Genomic DNA, 19,832 nt, shown 5'->3' on the forward strand with positions numbered 1-19,832 from the left:
GTGGTCAGGGGCGGGTCAGGCGGAGTTGGACGTCGTCCAGGTAGCCGGTGCGGAAGCCGGCCTCGGAGTAGGCCAGGTAGAACTCCCACATGCGGCGGAAGGTGTGGTCGAAGCCGAGGTCGGCGATGGCCGGCCACTGGTCGATGAAGCGGTTGCGCCAGATCCGCAGCGTCCGGGCGTAGTCCGCGCCCAGGTGGCGGATCACCTCGGTACGCAGGCCGGTGTGCCGGGCGGTGATGTCGTCGATCACCTTGATCGACGGGATCAGGCCGCCGGGGAAGATGTACTTCTGCACCCAGGTGAACGTGTTCCGGGTCGCCAGCATCCGCTCGTGCGGCATCACGATCGCCTGCACCACGCCGACCCCGCCCGGGGCCAGCCGCCGCTCGATCGCCTCGAAGTAGACCGGCCAGTACTTCTCGCCGACCGCCTCGATCATCTCCACACTCAGTACGGCGTCGAACTCGCCGATCTGATCGCGGTAGTCGCGCAGCGCCACCTGCACCCGGTCGCTCACGCCCGCGTCCGCGATCCGGCGCTGAGCGAGCAACGCCTGCTGCGAGGCGATCGTGATCGCGGTGACCCAGGCACCCCGCTGGGCGGCGCGGATCGCCAGACTCGCCCAGCCACAGCCGATGTCGAGGACGCGTGACCCCGACACGATCCCGGCCGCGTCGAGGATCGAGTCCAGCTTGTTCAGCTGCGCCTGCGTGAGTTCGTCGTACGACGCGGTCGCGAGGCCGGCCACGGGATCGCCACCGAAGTAGGCCGCCGAGTACGTCAGGGTCGGGTCGAGGAACTCGGAGAACATCGCGTTGCTGAGGTCGTAGTGCCGGCTGACGTTCTCCCGGGCGCCGGCCCGGTCGTTCTCCTGCTCACCGGGCTGCGTCCGGGTCACCAGCCAGCGCAGCGACTGGGCCCACTTCGGCAGCAGGTGCCGGGTCTCCTCGTTGCTGAAGCGCTCGGCGAACGGGACGAGCAGGTCGGCCAGATCGGTGCCCGGCTCCGGATCCCAGTCACCGGCCAGGTAGGACTCGCCGAACCCGGACCCGGCGTCGTGCCCGAGCCGATCCAGGAAGTGCGCGCTCCGGTGCACCCGCATCGCCGGGCCGCCCAGCCCGTACGACCGGTTGTTGTCGAGATGGATCGTCGCCGGCAGGTCCTTGGCGATCAGACGGATCGCGGCGAGCGCGCCGGCCCGGCGCACCGGGTTCGACCGCGGGCGGGCCAGTGTCGGCCAGGTCTCGGCCGTCGGCTGGTGCACCCGCGGCATCAGATCCGTCATCTACACCCCTGTATCGATCCGTCCTGGTCGCACCTTAAGGCCAACCAGCCACCCCACAGCGCGACACGAGGGCACTCTCGTGCCACGTCACGACAGATCAACTGCTGAGCGGCTGCCGGGTTACCGGCATCTCACTCAGAGAGAACGCTCAGCGCCCCTTCATCGCCTGCCGGGCGCCCTTGAGGCTGGTCGGCACGGGGCCCTTCGGCATCGGCACCTGCGGGCGGACGGCGTCCAGCGCCTTCAGCCGCTGGAGCAGGTCGGTGATCTCCGACGGCTGCAGCGCGGCCGGCAGCTTCATCACGTGCTTGGTGAGCTTGCGGATGTCGATCTCGTCCTCGCCCTTGCCGGCGACGATCTGGATCACCGGCGCACCACCGGCCACCCGGGTGTGCTTCTTGCCCTCGGCGGCGAGCAGGTTCTTCACCCGGCTCGGCTGCCCCTCGCCGACCAGCACGATGCCCGGCCGGCCGACCACTCGGTGCACGATGTCGGCGTTCTTGGTGACGGCGACGGCGGGCGTCACGGTCCAGCCACGGCGCAGCGTCTGCAGCGCGGACGCGGCCGCACCCGTCTGGCCCTCGATCTGGCTGTACGCCGCCTTCTCGACCCGGCGGCCGAAGACGATCGTGGCGGCGAGGAAGCCGAGTGCGACACCCAGCGGGATCCAGATCATCAGGGGCCCGACCAGCAGGCCTACCACGACGAACACGGCCACGATGCCGAGGAAGATCCCGGCGAGGATCAGACCGATCTTCGGGTCGGACTTCTTGGTCAGCTGGTACGCCGACCGGATCTGCTTGAGCCGGCTGGTCTTCTCTTCGGGCGCGTCGTTCTTGGCCATCTCTACCTTTGTCCGTGATCTCTATGCGTCCTGGGTCGCGGCGGTCATCCGCGACTCCACAGCCTGACGGTACAGCCGACCGGCCCGGTACGACGAACGTACGAGCGGACCGGACATGACGCCGACGAAGCCGATCTGCTCCGCTTCGGCCTGTAGCTCGACGAATTCCTCCGGCCGGACCCACCGCTCGACCGGGTGGTGCCGCACCGACGGGCGCAGGTACTGGGTGATGGTGATGATCTCGCAGCCGGCCGCGTGCAGGTCGCGCAGCGCCTGGCTGACCTCCTCGCGGGTCTCGCCCATGCCGAGGATCAGGTTCGACTTGGTGACCAGGCCGTAGTCGCGGGCCTGGGTGATGACGTCCAGGGACCGCTCGTAGCGGAACCCGGGCCGGATCCGCCGGAAGATCCGCGGCACCGTCTCGACGTTGTGCGCGAACACCTCGGGCCGGGACGAGAAGACCTCGGCCAGCTGCTCCGGTACGGCGTTGAAGTCCGGCGCGAGCATCTCGACGCCGGTGCCCGGGTTGAGCTCGTGGATCTGGCGGATCGTCTCGGCGTACAGCCAGGCGCCGCCGTCGTCCAGGTCGTCGCGGGCGACGCCGGTCACGGTCGCGTAGCGCAGGCCCATGGTCCGGACCGACTCGGCGACCCGGCGCGGCTCGTCGCGGTCCAGCGCCTCCGGCTTGCCGGTGTCGATCTGGCAGAAGTCGCAGCGCCGCGTGCATTGGTCGCCACCGATGAGGAAGGTGGCCTCGCGGTCCTCCCAGCACTCGAAGATGTTCGGGCAGCCGGCTTCCTGGCACACCGTGTGCAGCTGCTCGGACTTCACGAGCTTCTGCAGCGCCTGGTACTCCGGGCCCATCTTGGCGCGGGTCTTGATCCACTCGGGTTTGCGCTCGATCGGGGTCTCCGCGTTGCGCACCTCGAGCCTGAGCAGTTTCCGTCCTTCTGGGGCGATCGTCACGCCCTCCAGGGTACGCGGCCCGAGTCAGGCGTGATCAGGCCCTAGGCTGATGAGCCATGTCAACGCTTGAGCTCGGTACGACGCCCGCGGGCGCTGAACCGGGGACACCACCGGCCACCGGGACCACGGTGCGAGGGTGGGTGCGACCCGGTCCGACTGCGCGGGAGCGTCGTACCGACGTGTTGCTGGGGCTCGGGATGGCGCTCGCCGCGGTGATCGGGACCGAGCTGGCCCGCGGCGCTGCCCCGACGCACGTCGACCTGGGGATCGGCGGGGTCGAGGCGTACGTGCTGAGTGCGGCGATCGCCCTGCCGCTGTGCTTCCGCCGCCGGTACCCGATCACGGTGCTGCTGGCGGTCGCGGTGTTGTTCGTGGTCAACGGCGAGCGGGCCACCTTCGCCTTCGCCGGGAACCTGATCACCCAGGCGACCATGTTCATGGCGGTCTACGCCGCGGTCGCCTGGGCGCGGGATCGGCGGCTGATGAAGGCCTCGGTGGCGTTGGTCTTCATCGCGATGTTCGGCTGGCTCACGATCAACTTCGTCCGGGCGCTGCGCAACAACGAGATCGAAGGGCCGAACCACGCGCTGCTCTCGCCGTACGTCTCCAGCGTCGTCCTGACCCTGGCGCTGAACGCCCTCTACTTCTTCGGCGCCTACTTCTGGGGCCGGACGGCGTGGGGGATCGCGCGGCAGCGGTACGAGCTCGAGCAGCAGGCCACCGAGCTCGCCGCCCAGCAGGAGTCCAACGCCAAGCGTGCGGTGATCGACGAGCGACTGCGGATCTCCCGGGAACTGCACGACGTGGTCGCGCACCACATCAGCAGCATCGGCGTACAGGCGGGCGGGGCCCGTCGCGTCATGGAAACTGACCCCGACGCCGCAAAGAGCGCTCTCAGCGTGATCGAGAACTCCAGCCGCACCGCGGTGAACGAGATGCGCCAGCTGCTCGGAATGCTGCGCGCGGCCGACCCGGATCTGGACCTCGAAGCACCGGCCGTCAAGCAGCCGCAGGCCGGCGCCGACCGGCTGCCCGCGTTGATCGCGGACGTGAACGGCGAGGGTCTGTCCGTCGGTTTCCACCAGATCGGCCCACCGGTCCGGCTGCCGGAGACCGTCTCGGTCTCGGTGTACCGGATCGCCCAGGAGGCGCTGACCAACGTACGCCGCCACTCGACCGCCCGCAGTGCGCACATCACCCTGCGTTACCTCGGCGACGCGGTCGAGCTCGAGGTGATCGACGACGGCCGGCCGAAGCACGCGCCGGTGGGGAGCCGGCTGGGCCACGTCGGGATCCGTGAGAGGGTCGGTCTGCTCGGCGGCGAGAGCGAGATCGGGCCGCGCCCGGTCGGCGGCTTCCGGGTCCGGGTCCGGATCCCGCTCGACCCGCAGAACCGCCCGCTGACCGGAGGGACTCAGGATGAGTGACACCGCGCCGATGCGGGTGCTGCTGGTGGACGATCAGGACCTGGTCCGGGCCGGGTTCCGGATGATCCTGTCGGTCGAGCCGGACATCCAGGTGGTCGGCGAGGCCGCCGACGGCGAGAAAGCGATCGAGCTCGCGCTGACTCTGCGGCCGGACGTCGTACTGATGGACGTCCAGATGCCCGGTATGGACGGGATCTCCGCGACCCAGCAGATCGTCGCGGCGGACGCCGGCAAGGTCGTCATCCTGACCACGTTCGATCGTGACGACTACCTGTTCGAGTCGCTCGGGGCCGGGGCCAGCGGGTTCCTGCTGAAGAACACCGCGCCGGAGGATCTGGTCGACGCCATCCAGGTGGTCCACTCCGGCCACGCTCTGCTCGCGCCCGAGGTGACCCGGCGGGTGATCAAGCGGTTCACCGGCGGCGGCGAACGCGTCTACCGCCCCGATCTGCTGGCCGAGCTGACCGACCGCGAGCGCGAGGTTCTCGGCCTGATCGCCCGCGGCCTCACCAACACCGAGATCGCCAACCAGCTCTACGTCGGCGAGGCCACCGTCAAGACCCACGTCTCCCGCGTCCTGCTCAAACTCGGCCTCCGCGACCGCGTCCAAGCCGTCGTCTTCGCCTACGAATGCGGCCTCGTCACCCCCGGCGACGACCCCACGTCCTGATTCGTCCACCGCGCGGATGACTCGGGTGATCACCCTGGCGGCCGACGTGCGGGGGCGCTTGTCCTGACTAGCTTTGAGGGTGCTGGGGACGGACCCGGCCGGGGGCTGAGCTGATGGGGAACGGTGACGGATGCTGAGGGTGGCTGGGCTCACTCGGCGGTTCGGGGAACAGGTGGCGCTGGACGACGTCCACTTCGACGTCGCGCCGGGGCGGATGACGGGATTCGTCGGGGCCAACGGGGCCGGGAAGACGACCGCGATGCGGATCATCCTCGGCGTGCTGGCCGCGACGGCCGGCGAGGTGCTGTGGAAGGGCGAGTTGCTGACCCAGGAGGTACGGCGTGACTTCGGGTACATGCCCGAGGAGCGTGGGCTGTACCCGAAGATGAAGATCCGCGACCAGCTCGTGTTCTTCGGCCGGCTGCACGGGCTCGACCCGGACCGCGCCGCCGAGCGGACCGACAAGCTCCTCGAACGACTCGGGCTGGCCGAGCGGGCGACCGACGTACTGGAGACGCTGTCGCTGGGCAACCAGCAGCGGGTACAGATCGCGGCCGCGCTGGTGCACGAGCCGATCGCGCTGGTCCTGGACGAGCCGTTCAGCGGTCTCGATCCGCTCGCCGTCGACGCGATGGTGGATCTGCTCCGCGAGGAGGTCACGCCGGAAGTGCCGGTGCTGTTCTCCAGCCACCAGCTCGACCTGGTCGAGCGGTTGTGCGACGACCTCGTCGTACTCGCCCGCGGCAAAGTCGTTGCCGCCGGCCCCGTTGCGGACCTGGCCGCCGGGCCTTCCCTGACCTACAAGCTGGTCGTGGACGGCGACGCGGGCTGGCTGCGCGACGTCCGCGGGATCCAGGTGCGCGATGTCGCCGGGGGTACGGCGCTCTTCGACGTCGAGGACGACGGTGTGGCACAGCAGGTCCTGCAGCAGTCGATCTCCCGCGGGCCGGTCCTCGAGTTCGGACCCGAGCGGGTGGCGCTGAGCGACGTCTTCCGGGAGGCGACCCGATGAACGACCGTACTCTCGATCGGCCCTGGATGCTGATCGCTCAACGTGAGGTGAGTACCAAGCTGCGGGACAAGACCTTCATCGGGTCGACCGCGGTGATGCTGCTGATCGTGCTCGCCGCGGTGATCATCCCGGCGATCCTGGCCGGCCGCGGCGGCGCCGACAAGATCGCCGTGATCGACGACGTCGGCGCCAAGGTGGTGCAGCAGGCGTCGACGACAAAGGGCGGCGACGGTTTCGAGGTGACCCGGGCCGCGGACCGGCCGGCGGCCGAGCAACTCGTCACGAGCGGCGAGGTGAAGGCGGCGCTGGTGCCGGTCGCCGACGGGTACGCCGTCATCGGCAAGGACCGGGTCGATTCGGGGCTGGAGAGCGCGCTGCGCGAGGCGGCCTCTTCGGTGGGGATGGAGCAGAACGCGGCCCAGGCCGGTCTCACTCCCACCGAGCTGCGCGCCGGGACCAAGGTCGATCTGGTGTTGCTGAAGCCCGGTCCGCTGCCCGACATCGTGTCCGACTTCGTCAACATCGGGCTGGCGCTCGTGTTCTACATGACCGCGCTCGGGTTCGGCATGATGATCGCGCAGAGCGTCGTCCAGGAGAAGGAGAGCCGGGTCGTCGAGATCCTCGCCGCCGCGGTGCCGATCCGGTCGCTGCTGTGGGGCAAGGTGCTCGGCAACACCGCGCTGGCCCTCGGGCAGATCGTGGTCATCGCGGGGGCTTCGCTGGTCGGGCTGCTGCTCACCGACCAGGCTGACATCCTCGAGGTGGTCGCGCCGGTGGCGGGCTGGTTCGTGGTCTTCTTCGTCCTCGGGTTCGTCGCGCTGGCCGGGCTGTGGGCGGTGGCCGGGTCGCTGGCCACCCGGCAGGAGGACCTCGGGTCGACCACGCTGCCGGGGCAGATGATCCTGATGATCCCGTTCTTCTTCGCGGTGTTCGCCGGGTCGTCGGCCAAGACGGTCGCGTCGTTCGTGCCGATCGCGTCGTCGATGGCGATGCCGGGGCGCATGCTGACCGAGGACGTACCGGTCTGGCAGCCGTTGCTGGCGATCGCGATCCTGCTCGCCGCGACCGTGCTGATCGTCCGCCTCGGCGCCCGCCTGTACGAGCGGACCCTGCTGCAGACCGGCCGCCGGCTCGGCTACCGCGAGGCGATGGCGCTCAAGGCTGGGTAGCTTTATCGTCCGGCAGGTGACGGGCGTTACAGGAATTGTGTGGGCTGTGACGAAACCGCAATGTTGGGTACCTGTGTGCTGTGCCTACACCTGGACTACGGTCTCAACGCATGAACGTCGAGCTGCGCCACCTGCGGGTGGTCGTCCTGGTAGCAGAAGCGGGGTCCGTCGGACGGGCCGCCCGCTGGCTCAAGGTCAGCCAGCCGAGCCTGACCGCGCAGCTCAAGCGGATCGAGGCAGCGTTCGGCGGTGAGCTGTTCGAGCGCTCCCGCACCGGCGTGACCCCCACTCCGTTGGGCCGGTACGCCGTCGATCGCGCCCGGGCGATCCTGGTCGACGTCGACCACCTGTCGGCGACCGTGTCCGCGATGACGGCAGTGGAGTCTTCGGCCGTTCGGCTGGGTGGGTTCCCGACGGCTCCGATGTCGGGGATCGCGTCGCGGCTGCGCCACCACGGCGAGATCGAGCAGGTCAGCATCGAGGTCGAGTGGTCGACCAGCGTGCTGCTGCAGCAACTGGAGTGCGGGCGGCTCGACTTCGCGCTGTTACGGGAGTTCCCCGGCTTCGAGCTGCGGCTGTCGAGCGGTGTCGAGTCGACCACAGTCGTCGAGTCGGAATCGGCGTACGTCGTGATGGCCGCGGACCACCCGTTGGCGGTCGCGTCGCGGGCACGCGGGGAGATCGAGCTGTCGGCGCTGTCGGGGGAGGAGTGGATCGGGGAGCCGCCGGACGACAGCGGGTTCCATGTGTTGTTCCGGGCGGCGTGCGAGCAGGCCGGGTTCCAGCCGAAGATCGAGCACCACTCGGTGGACACGTCGGTGCTGATGGGGTTCGTGACGAGTGGTCAGGGCGTCGCGCTTGTCTCACCCACGTCGTACCGGATGCTCTCCTCCGACGTCACCACCCGCACCCTGGTCGGCGACCCGATCCACCGGAAGCTGATCCTTGCGTGGAGCACCGAGTCACCGCGTGCACAGATGGCCGGCGACGTGCTCGCCATGGCCAGCGCCGCCTACGACGAAGCCATCACCGAACACGCCCGCCGCGACCAGCACCAACGCATGCACGTCGCCTGAAACCTCAAGCTCCCGCGGGCCTGACCACGGGGTTCTCGAACGCGGTCATGTGGAACTCCCCGGTGTCCTCCGGGTCCTCCATCCGCTCCCGATACTGAGACCCCATCTGCTCCCTGACCGTCGGCACCGCCCCAGCCATCCGCTCCTCCTTACCCGAAGCACCCTGCGGCACCTGCCCCGCCCTGCCTGCCGGAGCCTGCACCACCTGCTCCGCGTCGCCCGCCGGAGCCTGCTCCGCCTGACCAGGAGTCTGCTCCGCCTGACCACGAGCAGTCGGCGGCTCCACCCGTGGGGCCGCCTGCGTCGCATCCTCATCGGCATCCGCCGCTGGCGCCTGCTCCGCCTTGACCGGGGGAGCCTCCTGCGTCGGGTCCTCACCGGCGTCCGGAACCGGCGCGGCCGGGGGAGTCTGCGCGGCCTGCGGCTTCGCGCTGGGCGCTACTCGTGTCGCGTCGTCAGCGTCTGGCGCCGGCGTTTGCTCTTGTTCCGCTTGCGGCTGCTTCACCTCAGGTGCGGCGGCAGGCTGCTCGGGCGCGACCTTGGGCGCCGCCGGCGGCTGCTGCGGCGCTACCGCCGTGGGCTCGTCGTCGGGAGTGACCGCCTTCTCCCGCTGCGATTCGCGCGCCTCCGCGGCCACCGCCGCCCCAGCGGCCGCCCCAGCGACTGCGGCCGGCGCCGCCCCTGCGGTCGACTCGCCACCCTCGGGCTGCTGCGGCTCGGGGGCTGCTTCCGGCTGTTGGGCCGGGACCTGGACGGTCTCGTCGCGGTCCGTGGGGACGAGGACCGTGTCATCGCCCGGATAGTTGCCTGAGGCATCGTCTTCCGGAGCTGCGCCACGGAACTGCGCGGTGTGCTCAGCCCCAGCGGTCGGGTACTGGTCGGTCTGCTCCTCCGCCTGGTTGCGCGGCTGGACCGGCTGCTGCTCATCGTCGAACAGGTCGTCGAAGCGGCTCCTGTTGCCGAACGACTCGCCGTACGCCGGATAGGTGCTCCCGGCAACCGGGTACACCGCCGCGGCGTCCGCCTCCTGCTCCGCCTGCGCGGCCTCCTGCTCACGCTGCAGGCGATCCGCCTCGACCCGCTCCCGCCGCCGGCGCTGCACGCTGCGCACGATCAGCTGGATCGCATACACCAGCGAGATCACCGCAAGGATCGGTACGACGCCGCTCAGCGTGTACCGCCTCGACCCATCGATCATCCCGGTCGTGACGCCCGGGACGTCGTTCAGGAAGTTCGTGGTCCGGTTCGGGATCCAGAGCCAGCAGTAGATCAGCGCGCCGAAGGCGACGAACGCACCGAGCGCACCGGCGCCGGTGAAGTACGACGCCACGGCCCAGAAGATGAGCGCGCCGATGCCGTAGGCAAGCGCCATCTCCTTCGTATTCAGCTCGATACCACCCGGCGCCGCGAGTACCCCGAACACAGCCGGTCCGGCCAGTGCTACCGCCACCCCGAGCAAGAACCCAAGAAATTTGGCCACACCCCCAAGGTAGCGACGTTTTGCCGTCACACCCCGCAGACACTTCGGCACCGCGCGGAAGGGCAATCGCTTGCTTAGGCTGTCCCCATGCGCCCTCCCAACGTCCTCGTTGTCCTGTCCGACGAGCACACCGCCGCTGCGGCGGGGTGGGCCGGGCATCCGCACGTTCGGACACCACACCTGGATCAGCTGGCCGCACAGGGCGTTTCGTTCGACCGCGCGTACACAAATAGCCCCATGTGTGTGCCTTCGCGGCTGTCACTCATGGCTGGCCAGTACGTGCACCAGATCGGGGCTTGGGACAACGGCGTGATCCCTGGACCGTCGTTCCGCACCTGGGGTCATCATCTGCGCGAGGCCGGTTACACCTCGGTGATCGCGGGCCGGACCCACTTCAACGGACCGGACCGGTTGCTCGGGTTCGATCGCCGGCTGACCGACGACCTGGACTTCTGGCTCGACCACAGCGGCAAGCCACCTCGTCGTACGACGGACTGGCGGCGACCGTCCAACTCACACGTGACCGAACACGGCCCCGGCGACCACGTCCACACGAGGCACGACGTCGCGGCGACCGATGCCGCGCTGGACTTCCTGCGCGATCCGGGATCGGAGCCGTTCCTGCTGTCCGTCGGGTACATGCATCCGCACTTCCCGCTGGTAGCACCGCCGTCGTATCGCGCTCTCTACGATGCAGCGGACGTTGAGCTGCCGTCAGCCGCTGCCGACGAACACCCGGTGATCTCGTTGCTGCGGCACGGTTTCCGCAACGACGAGCCGCTGACCGAGGAGGAGTTGCGCGAGGCGACGGTTTGCTACTGGGCGCTGATCAGTCACCTCGACCACCAGATCGGTCGGCTGTTGGCGGCGGTGCCTGACGACACGGTCGTCATTTACACGAGCGATCACGGTGAAATGGCCGGTCACCACGGCATCTGGCAGAAGCAGTGCTTCTACGAGCCCGCCGTACGCATCCCTCTGCTGCTGCGCCATCCGTCGGTGCAGCCAGGGCGCAACCACGACCACGTGAGTCTGGTCGACGTACTACCGACGTTGCGAGACATCGCCGGCCTGACACCGGATCCAGCGCTCCCGGGACGGACTCTGCTCGATCCGCTCGATCGGCCGGTGCTGTCGGAGTACCACGCACAGGGGATGGTCGACGGCGGCTTCATGCTCAAGTCCGGTCCGTGGAAGTACTGCTACTACGGTGTGTGGTGCAGCGGCCGCAGGTCTTCAACGTCGACCTCGATTCCCTCGAGCTGCACGACCTCTCGACCGACGAGGCCCTGGTCGCCAAGCTCGATTCCGAGCTCCGATCGATCCTGGACCCCGACCGGATCGACGTACTCGCGAAATCCGACCAGGCTGAGCGCCTGGCCACCCTGACGAGAGGATGATCCTTTGTCCGCGCCCAACATTCTGCTGATCGTTTCGGACGACCATGGGTACGCCGATCGTGGCGTCCAGGGAATTCACGCCGACGTCCGGACGCCTGCGCTGGACCGGCTCGCGGCCGAGGGGGTGAGTTGCACCGACGCGTACGTGACCGCGCCGATCTGCAGTCCCTCGCGGGCCGCGATCATCTCCGGGCAGTATCAGCAGCGGTGGGGCGGCCAGTGGTTCGACTCGGCCGCGTTCCCGCCGGACGACGTACCGACGCTGGCGGAGATCCTGCGTGATCAGGGTATCGAACCGGGTACTTCGGCAAGGTGCACTACGGGGGAGAGTCGGTCGGTGATCGGGCGTGCCCGCCGCATCACGGGTTCGAGGAGACGTTGTACGGGCTGGCCGGTCAGTCTTTCGGGCGGCTGAACTATCTGCATCACTCTGAGGACGCGGTCTCGTCGTACGGGCAGCCCGCGGCGCATCACATGGCGGTCCAGCCGTTGCTGTCGGGGGACGAGCCGGTTGAGCACGAGGGCTTCCTGACCGCGGAGTTCGGGCGGCGGGCTGCCGAGTTCATCACCGGTGAGGACGAGCGGCCGTACTTCTGCATGCTCGCGTTCAACGCCGTACACAACTTCTGCTGGCAACTTCCCGAGTCCGAACTCGCGGCTCGCGGCCTGCCCGCCTTCCGCGACTGGACGCCGGACGTCAACAACTCCTTCGCCGATTGGTACGACGACGTGATCGTGCCGAACCTGCCGCACGGCCGGGAGTACTACCTCGCACAACTGGAACTGATGGACGCCGAGATCGGCAGGCTGCTGGACCTCGTCGATGACAACACCATCGTCGTCTACACCACCGACAACGGCGGCTCGACCTGCAACTTCGGCGACAACACACCGCTCCGCGGCACCAAGTACACAGTCTGGGACGGCGGCATCCGCGTCCCAATGCTCTGGCGCTGGCCGGGCCACCTTCCCGCCGGCCGCCGTACCGATGCCCTCGTCAGCACGCTCGACCTGGTCCCCACCCTGGCCGCCGCCGCTGGCGCGACTGTCGAGGCGACCGACGGCCTGGACATCCTGCCGGCCCTATCGGGCGAGACGGACGCTGCCCACGACACCCTCCACTGGGACTGCGAATTCCAATGGGCAGTCCGCTCCGGCCCCTGGAAACTCAGCTGGGTGGCCGACAACCTCGACACCCAACACCTCAAGACCTACGAACATGCCCCCATGGGCAACGGGTGGTCCCTGACCAACCTCACCAACGACCTGGCCGAACAACAAAACCACTTCACCACCGAACGCACCGTCGCCACCCACCTACAAACCCTCCACACCACCTGGCGCACCAAGGTCGGCCTCCCCCCACTGACCCACCCCGCCCCATAACCCAAGCGGACCTCACCCACGGTCGCCAGCCTCGCCGAATCACCCGGCCCCACCCACATCCGGCGGTCTCACGACATGACCCCGGCCCGCTCACAACCGGCGACTCACCACACCGCACGGGGACGCTCCGGCCACAACCGACAACCGCGCGACCACCCGGCCCACACCACCGGGCCGGCGGCACCCACAACCCACGCCCGCCAGACGAACGGCATCATCCACAACCGCTCACATTCGGTGCTTTGCCTAGGCACCGACGGATCAGCCGAACAACCACCGGCAAAGCACCGAATGGGAGCTACCCGCACCCACGCACCCACGCTGCGGCAGCAAGACCCTCAGACAGTCAACCCGTAGGTAATCGCCGTCGGCGGTTCCTCATGGTGGTCGATGTCCGGACTCCGCTCGTACTCCTCCCACGCCAGCAGCCGATCCAAGTTCCGGCGCACCGACTCGAGCACCTCCGTCACCGGCACATCCCGCCCCAGCTCCCTGGACAGCGTGGTCACATCCGCATCCGAGATCCCACACGGCACGATCCGATCGAACCAGGCCAGATCGTTGTCGCAGTTCAGCGCGAACCCGTGCATCGTCACGCCCTGCGCGACCCGGATCCCGATCGCCGCGATCTTCCGCTCCCGGCCGCGATCGTCCGCCGCCACCCAGACCCCGCTGCGCCCCTTGACCCGCCCGGTCTTCACCCCGAGCTCGGCACAGACCGCGATCAGCGCCTCCTCCAGGCGCCGTACGTAGTCCACCACGTACACATGTGAGGCCAGCTTCACGATCGGGTAGCCCACCAGCTGCCCCGGACCGTGCCAGGTGATCTTCCCGCCGCGGTCGACGTCCACCACCGGCGTCCCGTCGAGCGGCCGCTCGTGCGGCTCGGTCCGCTTGCCCGCCGTGTACACCGGCGGGTGCTCGAGCAGGATGACCGTGTCCGAACCGGTGCCCTCGGCAACTTCCGCGTGCAGGCGCCGCTGCTCGGCCCACGCAGCCTCGTAATCCACGGCGTCGGCGCCGAACCCGGCCTCCACATACCTGATATCCCTCACGTGTTCGAGTGTATGCGGCGCCCGATCCCGCCGTACTCCGCCATCCACAGGCCACCGCTGTACGCCGAACCCCGATGCCGTCTGTGGATAACTTCCGCGGCGGTTGCGGCGATTCGTGCACTCTCTTGGGCATGGACCTCGACATCGCCGGCTACAGCCTCCGCAAGAAGCTCGGGTCCGGATCCGCCGGCGCCGTCTGGCAGGTCCGGGACCTCGCGACCGGCCGCAACGCCGTACTCAAACGCATCCCAATCACCGCGATCCCCGACCAGGAGAAGTTCCGTGAAGACATCGCCATCCTGCAACGCATCCGCCACCCACACATCGCCCGCCTCCTCGAGTTTCGCGAGACCGGCACCGACTGGCTCCTCATCACCCAGTACGTCGTAGCCGGCAGCCTGACCGCCCTCCGAACCCGCCGCGGCCCCCTCTCACCAGGCGAACTGGTGACCCTCCTCACCCCACTCGCCGAAGCCCTGGACCACCTCCACCGCTCCGGCCTGACCCACGGCAGCCTGACCCCCACCAACACCCTCTTCGACGCTGACGGCCGCCCCGTCCTCACCGACGCAGCCCTCCACCCCGGCACTCCGACCGACGACCGACGAGCCCTCGCCACCATCGCCCATCAAGCCGGCGGCGACCCAGCCACCTTCACCCCCGACCTCTTCACCACCCACAACCTCCCCAGCCGCCTCCTCGCCCTAGCCGCCCCTGAACCCATCGACCTGGCCTTCCCCGAAGACCCCACCACCCCTCTAACAACCCTGCCCGACATCGCCACCCCACCCCGCCCCCCAACCACCACCAAACCCCCCACCACCGACGACCCCCTCCAACGCTCCCGCACCCCCCTCACCCCACTCCCACCCAAACCCCTCGCGCCCCAACCCCCACAAGCCACCACCCCTCACCCGCCCGCCCCCACCAAGTCCCTCCCCAAACCCTCCCGCCGCCCCCTCCGCCGCCCGAAACTCACCCGCCGCACGCCCATCCCACCCCCCATCAACCCCCTAACTCGCCTAACCCCACCAACCCCCACACCCGCCCTCACCTCGCCCCACCCCACAACGCCACCCCACCCGTCGGCCCCGCCCGATACCTCCACGCCGCCCTCTACCTCGACCCCGCCAAAGGCTTGGATCCCCGCACAGGCCTGGACCCCGGCCCGGACCTCGACGCCGCCCCACGCCTCGACCCCGCCCCACGCCTCCACGCCGTCACTCACCTCGACTCCGGCACAGGCCTGGACTCCGGCACAGGCCTGGACGCTGGACGCCGTCCAGAGTGCATCGCCCACGACGACCCCAGCGCCCGCCGAGACCCCAGCACCCGCCCAGACCCCATCACCCGATCAGAGCCGGACGCACACTCCAACCTCCGCGCTCGCTTCGAGCCCGACAGTTGCCTCCACCGCCATCGTCACGCCAACCAGACCTGACCGCCCGCGCACCCACCGCCACCCCTGGCGCCGCAGCCACACCCTGTGGTCCCGCCTCCTACACCCAAGAACCTCACCAGAACGACGACGCTTACCTCACCCCGCGTACGGCGTACTCGCCGCAGCCGCCTTCGGAGCCGTCATCGTCCTAGTCATCGGCATAGCAACAATCGGCGCCCTGAACACCCCCACCACCCCAACCGCTGTGACCAACCAACCCACATCCCGAGAGACATTGACTCAACCCACAACCCCACCGACACCCACTCAACCCGCAACCCACCCGACACCCACCGGACTCGCGAGCTCACCGGCACCCAGCCAGCCCACGCCCTCACCAACATCCACCCAGCCGACAGCCCCGCGAGCAACCCCGCCAACGCCGACCCGGCCCCCAACCTCTCAATCGCCCATCAAGCCCTCGACCACCACATCACGCACCGACGCGGCACGATGGGCGCTCACCCTCCAAGCCCTAGATGCCCAACGCGCACAGGCTTTCTGGACACTCAACCCGGACGTACTGGACAAGATCTATGTCCCCGGCAGCCCACCCTGGCTAGCCGACCGCGCACTCCTCGCCTCCTACCTCAAACAAAACGTCCGCATCCAAGGCCTACGCATCCGGATCGACCAAACCACCGTCACCCACCAGACCCCCACCACCATCACCCTCAAAACCACCGACCACCTCTCAGCCGGCCAAGCAGTGGACCACGCCGGCACCACAACCCCACTCCCGCCCGGTACCCCCACAACCCGCCTCATCACCCTCACCACCACCCGAACAACCCCCACCTGGCGAATCACCACCATCACCCCAACCTGAGCCTCCGCCCGCTCCGACCGCTGTCACACCCACCTCGCACCCGCCACCCCACGCACCCGCCACCGCTTGCGCCCGCCACCCCAGGCACCCGCCACCCCACGCACCCGCCACCCCACGCACCCGCCACCCCACGCACCCGCCACCCCACGCACCCGCCACCGCTTGCGCCCGCCACCCCACGACCCGCCACCGCTCGCGTCCGACCACGCCGGCGATCGAGGGCGTGCTGATGATCAAGTTCGCCGCGATTGGCTTCGTCGTCGCCCTTCCGGCATGGCCTTTGGCCCGTTGACGCTTGTCGTCAGCCTCAGCAGGGTCGTCTGCGCAGGCTCCTCAACAATTGGAGTCATCTGCCGCCTCGACCGTCAGCAGCGACTCGACCGAGCCTGATGTTGCCCGAGGCAACGTCCTTCAGGTTGTCCACAAGGGCTGCAGGTTGTGGACAGCCGACGATGCGTTGTGGATGAGCAGAATCCCTTGAAAACAAGGGGTTCCGGGTTTGGGAACTGTCGGTGGCTGTGTCTAGAGTTGACGGCATGGAACTCCTGGGCGAGCGGCCGGTGTGGTCGATGAGCGGCAGCGAAAAGCTCGCGGCTCTCGACGCCCTCGAGGCCGACCTCGCCCGCCGGCAGACCTACCGCCTCCACCTCATCGCCGGCCTCGACCACGACGGCTACGCCCAGGAAATCGGCGCCCACGACACCACCCAGTTACTCGCGTTCCGCTACCGCCTCGACCGCCCCCAAGCCCGCCGCGACGTCCGCCTCGCCCAAACCCTCTCGAAGTATGCCGCCGTGTCGGCCGCCCTGCCCGCCACCGGCCACCCCGGCGCGCCGGGCAACGACCCGCCGACAGATCCACCCGACGACGCGCCAGAGCCCGACGAGCCGGACGAGGCGGGTGGCGCGGGGGCGGCGGAGGGGTTCCTGCGCCCGGCCCAGGCCGAGGCGATCGTGACCGCGCTCGAGAAAATCCCCGACACCGTCCCGGTCGAAGACCTCGACGTGGCCGAACGCGAACTCCTCGCCCTGGCCCGCCACCTGTCCCCGGCCGAACTACGCAAGGCCGGCCAACGCGTCCGCGACATCCACGACACCGACGGCCCCGAACCCGACGAACACCAGGCCTACGCCCGCGAATCGCTCACCCTGACCGGAGCCGACCGGGGCGTGAAGTTCCGCGGCTACCTGGCCAACGAAAACGCCGAACTCCTCCGCTCCCTCATCCACGCCGGCGCCCGCCCCCACCGCACCCACACCGGCGACCTCGACCCCCGCCCCCGCGACAAACGCCAAGCCGACGCCCTCACCACCGCCCTCACCCTCGCCGCCACCGCCTACGACACCACCACCCCAGCCCGTCCAACTGATGCCGCCACGGCCGGTGCCACTACAGCCCGCGCCCGCACGACGGGTTCGGCCGGTGCTGATACGGCGGGCGCTGGGACGCCGGGTTCGGCCGGTGCCGGTACGGCGGGTGCGGCCGATGCTGATATGGCGGGCGCTGGTCAGGCTGACGTGACTGAGGCCGGCGTCGGTACGACGGGTGCGGCTGGTGCCAGTCCGGCCGGTGCCGGTACGGCGGACGCGGACGGGACGCTCAGGGTCGGCAGGGCGGACGCGGACGGGCCGGGCGGGGTCGGTGCTGGTGGGGCTGGGCGGATTCCGGGGTTCGGTGCGAAGGCGAACATCACCGTGACCATCGACCTGCAGGACCTGAAGTCCGCGACCGCGGACGCCATCGGCGACGTGGTGTACGGCGACGGACTGTCCGCGGCCACCATCCGGCGACTCGCCTGCGATGCGAAGGTCATCCCGCTGGTGTTGGGGTCGAAGTCGGAGCCGTTGGACGTCGGGCGGGCCGAGCGGCTGGTCACCGGCGCGATGCGCCGCGCCCTGAACGCCCGCGACACAGGCTGCGTCGTGTGCGGTGCGCCACCGGTGCAGTGCGACGCCCACCACCTGCAGTCGTGGATCGACGGCGGCGCCACCGCCGTGCACAACCTGTGCCTGCTGAGGCTGTCGCATGAATCGCGTGTCGGGCGGGTGGGGCTGGGGTGGTGCGAAATACTCGGGTGTGGCTGTGAACGTGCGTTGTGGCGATGTGGACCAGCTGATGTTGATGCCTCCTTCTGTGCGGGAGTGGCTGCCTGAGGATCATCTGGCGTTCTTCGTGCTCGACACCGTGGCTGAGCTTGATCTTGCGGAGTTCTTCGCGGCGTATCGGACTGATGGGCGCGGTGGTTCGGTGTATGACCCGTCGATGATGATGGCGGTGTTGCTGTATGCGTACTGCACTGGTGAGCGTTCCTCGCGTCGTGTCGAGCGGCGTTTGGTCGAGGACGTCGCTTACCGGGTGGTCGCGGCGAACCAGCAGCCCGATCACGCCACGATCGCGCGGTTCCGGGCACGTCATCAAGGAGCGATCGCCGGTCTGTTCGGGCAGGTCCTTGGTTTGTGTGTGAAGGCCGGGCTGGTCGATGCCGGTGTGGTCGCGATCGACGGCACGAAGATCGCTGCGAATGCCTCGTTCTTCGCCAACCGCAAACGTGATGCCTTGAGCAAGGAACTCCCAGGGTTTGCCGAGGCCAACGAGTCGCAGGACGTAGCAGGGCTGGCGGGGTCTGCCGGGTTGGCTGAGGCTGCGAAGGCAGCGGCGAGGGTGATTCTGGACGAGGCGGCGGCGGTCGACGAGGCCGAGGACGCCGAGCACGGTGAGTCCCGCGGTGATGAGCTTCCTGCGCAATGGGCAGGTGGCCGGGACCGGCGGGCACGGATCCGGGCCGCGCTGGACGAGCTGGAATCGCAGAAGGCGCGTGACTACGAGACCCGGATGGCCGAGCGGGCGAAGAAGGAGGCCGAGCGCGGCCGGAAACTGACCGGGCCGGCACCCAAGAAGGACACTGCACGGCGGTCGCGTCCCCGGCGGGCCAACACTACCGACCCGCATTCACGGATCATCGCGACCGCCTCGAAGGGCGTGCAGGGCTACAACGCCCAGGCCGCCGCAACCACCGGTCAGATCGTGGTCGCGGCCGAGGCCACCGCAACCACCAACGACCAACCCCACTTCCTGCCCATGGCCACCGCGGTGGCCGAGAACCTCACTGACGCCGGACACGGCGACGGTGTCGGGGCGTTCGTTGCCGACGCCGGCTACTGGACAGCTGCCAACGGCACCACCGGCGTCGGCGCCGAGGTTCTGATCGCGACGAAGAAGTCCTCATGGCGCAAGGCCGACAAGCCCGACGACGACAAGCTCGCGGTCCTGGCCAAGGTCAACCGCGGCGAGTTGTCACAACGCAAGGCCGGCGAGATCCTCGGCGTCTCCCACACCTGGGTGCGGGACATGACCAAGCGGTACTTCGGAAGCGACGGGCAACGCATCACCCGCAGCGCCGAACCCGAACCCGCCGAGTGGATCCCAGTCATCGAACGACTCGCCCGCGGCGAGATATCCAAGCGAGCCGCCAGAGACGAGCTCACCGTTTCCGACACCCGGATCAACGCGATGCTCGCCCACGTCCGAGGCGAGGCCACCGACCCAACCGTTGCACGCAAAGCGATGGACACCAAACTCGCCGATCCCACCAACGCAGAGCTCTACAAGAAACGGGCCTCGAGCATCGAACCCGTCTTCGGCAACATCAAAGCCAATCTCGGCTACCGCCGATTCACCCGCCGAAGCCTTCCCGCCGTGCACAGCGAGTGGCGCCTCATCTGCACCGTCCACAACCTCCTCAAACTGCAACACACAGCCCCCGCCTGATCGGCAGGTCACCCCACCCCACCC

14 protein-coding genes and 1 pseudogene are annotated in these 19,832 nt (G+C 69.0%); 10 read left to right on the top strand and 5 right to left on the bottom strand.

All coding sequences use genetic code 11. The annotated features are described in order from the left end of the window. Positions 1-4: 4 nt before the first annotated feature. From ACXC9Q_RS32775 to lipA, 3 genes are all read right to left on the bottom strand, one after another. On the bottom strand, positions 5-1,285 hold the full coding sequence (locus ACXC9Q_RS32775; protein WP_457060530.1) for a class I SAM-dependent methyltransferase: 1,281 nt from the start codon (positions 1,283-1,285) through the stop codon (positions 5-7). Positions 1,286-1,433: 148 nt separating this feature from the next. Beyond that, positions 1,434-2,129 carry a DUF4191 domain-containing protein gene (locus ACXC9Q_RS32780; RefSeq protein ID WP_457060531.1) on the bottom strand — a complete coding sequence of 232 codons (696 nt, stop codon included), beginning with the start codon at positions 2,127-2,129 and terminating at the stop codon, positions 1,434-1,436. 21 nt (positions 2,130-2,150) lie between these two features. Beyond that, complete coding sequence (gene lipA / locus ACXC9Q_RS32785; RefSeq protein ID WP_457060532.1) at positions 2,151-3,095, bottom strand: lipoyl synthase; 945 nt, start codon at positions 3,093-3,095, stop codon at positions 2,151-2,153. 56 nt (positions 3,096-3,151) lie between these two features. Here lipA and ACXC9Q_RS32790 point away from each other — a divergent pair, with 56 nt between their 5' ends. The 5 genes from ACXC9Q_RS32790 to ACXC9Q_RS32810 all read left to right on the top strand — a co-directional run bounded on the left by ACXC9Q_RS32790 (position 3,152) and on the right by ACXC9Q_RS32810 (position 8,449). After that, positions 3,152-4,522 carry a sensor histidine kinase gene (locus tag ACXC9Q_RS32790; RefSeq protein WP_457060533.1) on the top strand — a complete coding sequence of 457 codons (1,371 nt, stop codon included), beginning with the start codon at positions 3,152-3,154 and terminating at the stop codon, positions 4,520-4,522. After that, positions 4,515-5,192, top strand: coding sequence for a response regulator (locus ACXC9Q_RS32795; RefSeq protein ID WP_457060534.1), 678 nt, complete (start codon positions 4,515-4,517; stop codon positions 5,190-5,192). Before ACXC9Q_RS32790 ends, ACXC9Q_RS32795 begins: the two co-directional genes overlap by 8 nt. A gap of 130 nt (positions 5,193-5,322) precedes the next feature. Next, a complete protein-coding gene (locus tag ACXC9Q_RS32800; protein WP_457060535.1) occupies positions 5,323-6,204 on the top strand; it encodes an ABC transporter ATP-binding protein in 882 nt (293 codons plus the stop codon). Next, complete coding sequence (locus ACXC9Q_RS32805; protein WP_457060536.1) at positions 6,201-7,373, top strand: ABC transporter permease; 1,173 nt, start codon at positions 6,201-6,203, stop codon at positions 7,371-7,373. The genes ACXC9Q_RS32800 and ACXC9Q_RS32805 overlap by 4 nt, the downstream gene beginning before the upstream one ends. A gap of 110 nt (positions 7,374-7,483) precedes the next feature. Further along, positions 7,484-8,449 carry a LysR substrate-binding domain-containing protein gene (locus ACXC9Q_RS32810; protein ID WP_457060537.1) on the top strand — a complete coding sequence of 322 codons (966 nt, stop codon included), beginning with the start codon at positions 7,484-7,486 and terminating at the stop codon, positions 8,447-8,449. Positions 8,450-8,453: 4 nt separating this feature from the next. On the opposite strand, the gene ACXC9Q_RS32815 is transcribed toward ACXC9Q_RS32810, so the two are convergent. Next, on the bottom strand, positions 8,454-9,929 hold the full coding sequence (locus tag ACXC9Q_RS32815) for a hypothetical protein (RefSeq protein ID WP_457060538.1): 1,476 nt from the start codon (positions 9,927-9,929) through the stop codon (positions 8,454-8,456). Between the two features lie 87 nt (positions 9,930-10,016). Between ACXC9Q_RS32815 and ACXC9Q_RS32820 the strand changes: the two genes are divergently transcribed. Beyond that, the gene (locus tag ACXC9Q_RS32820; RefSeq protein WP_457060539.1) at positions 10,017-11,318 is read left to right on the top strand and encodes a sulfatase-like hydrolase/transferase; all 1,302 of its coding nucleotides are present in this window, start codon (positions 10,017-10,019) and stop codon (positions 11,316-11,318) included. Positions 11,319-11,333: 15 nt separating this feature from the next. Further along, positions 11,334-12,715 (top strand): annotated as a pseudogene (locus tag ACXC9Q_RS32825) (sulfatase family protein). Between the two features lie 338 nt (positions 12,716-13,053). Here ACXC9Q_RS32825 and lipB read toward each other — a convergent pair. After that, complete coding sequence (gene lipB / locus ACXC9Q_RS32830; protein ID WP_457060540.1) at positions 13,054-13,770, bottom strand: lipoyl(octanoyl) transferase LipB; 717 nt, start codon at positions 13,768-13,770, stop codon at positions 13,054-13,056. A gap of 131 nt (positions 13,771-13,901) precedes the next feature. Between lipB and ACXC9Q_RS32835 the strand changes: the two genes are divergently transcribed. From ACXC9Q_RS32835 to ACXC9Q_RS32845, 3 genes are all read left to right on the top strand, one after another. Then, entirely contained in the window at positions 13,902-16,040 is a 2,139-nt protein-coding gene (locus ACXC9Q_RS32835) for a serine/threonine-protein kinase (protein WP_457060541.1), read from the top strand. A 536-nt stretch (positions 16,041-16,576) separates the two neighbouring features. Further along, entirely contained in the window at positions 16,577-18,193 is a 1,617-nt protein-coding gene (locus tag ACXC9Q_RS32840) for a DUF222 domain-containing protein (protein ID WP_457060542.1), read from the top strand. After that, complete coding sequence (locus ACXC9Q_RS32845; RefSeq protein ID WP_457060543.1) at positions 18,162-19,808, top strand: transposase; 1,647 nt, start codon at positions 18,162-18,164, stop codon at positions 19,806-19,808. The genes ACXC9Q_RS32840 and ACXC9Q_RS32845 overlap by 32 nt, the downstream gene beginning before the upstream one ends. The last annotated feature ends 24 nt before the right edge of the window (positions 19,809-19,832 follow it).

The sequence above is a fragment of the Kribbella sp. CWNU-51 genome, assembly GCF_054073265.1.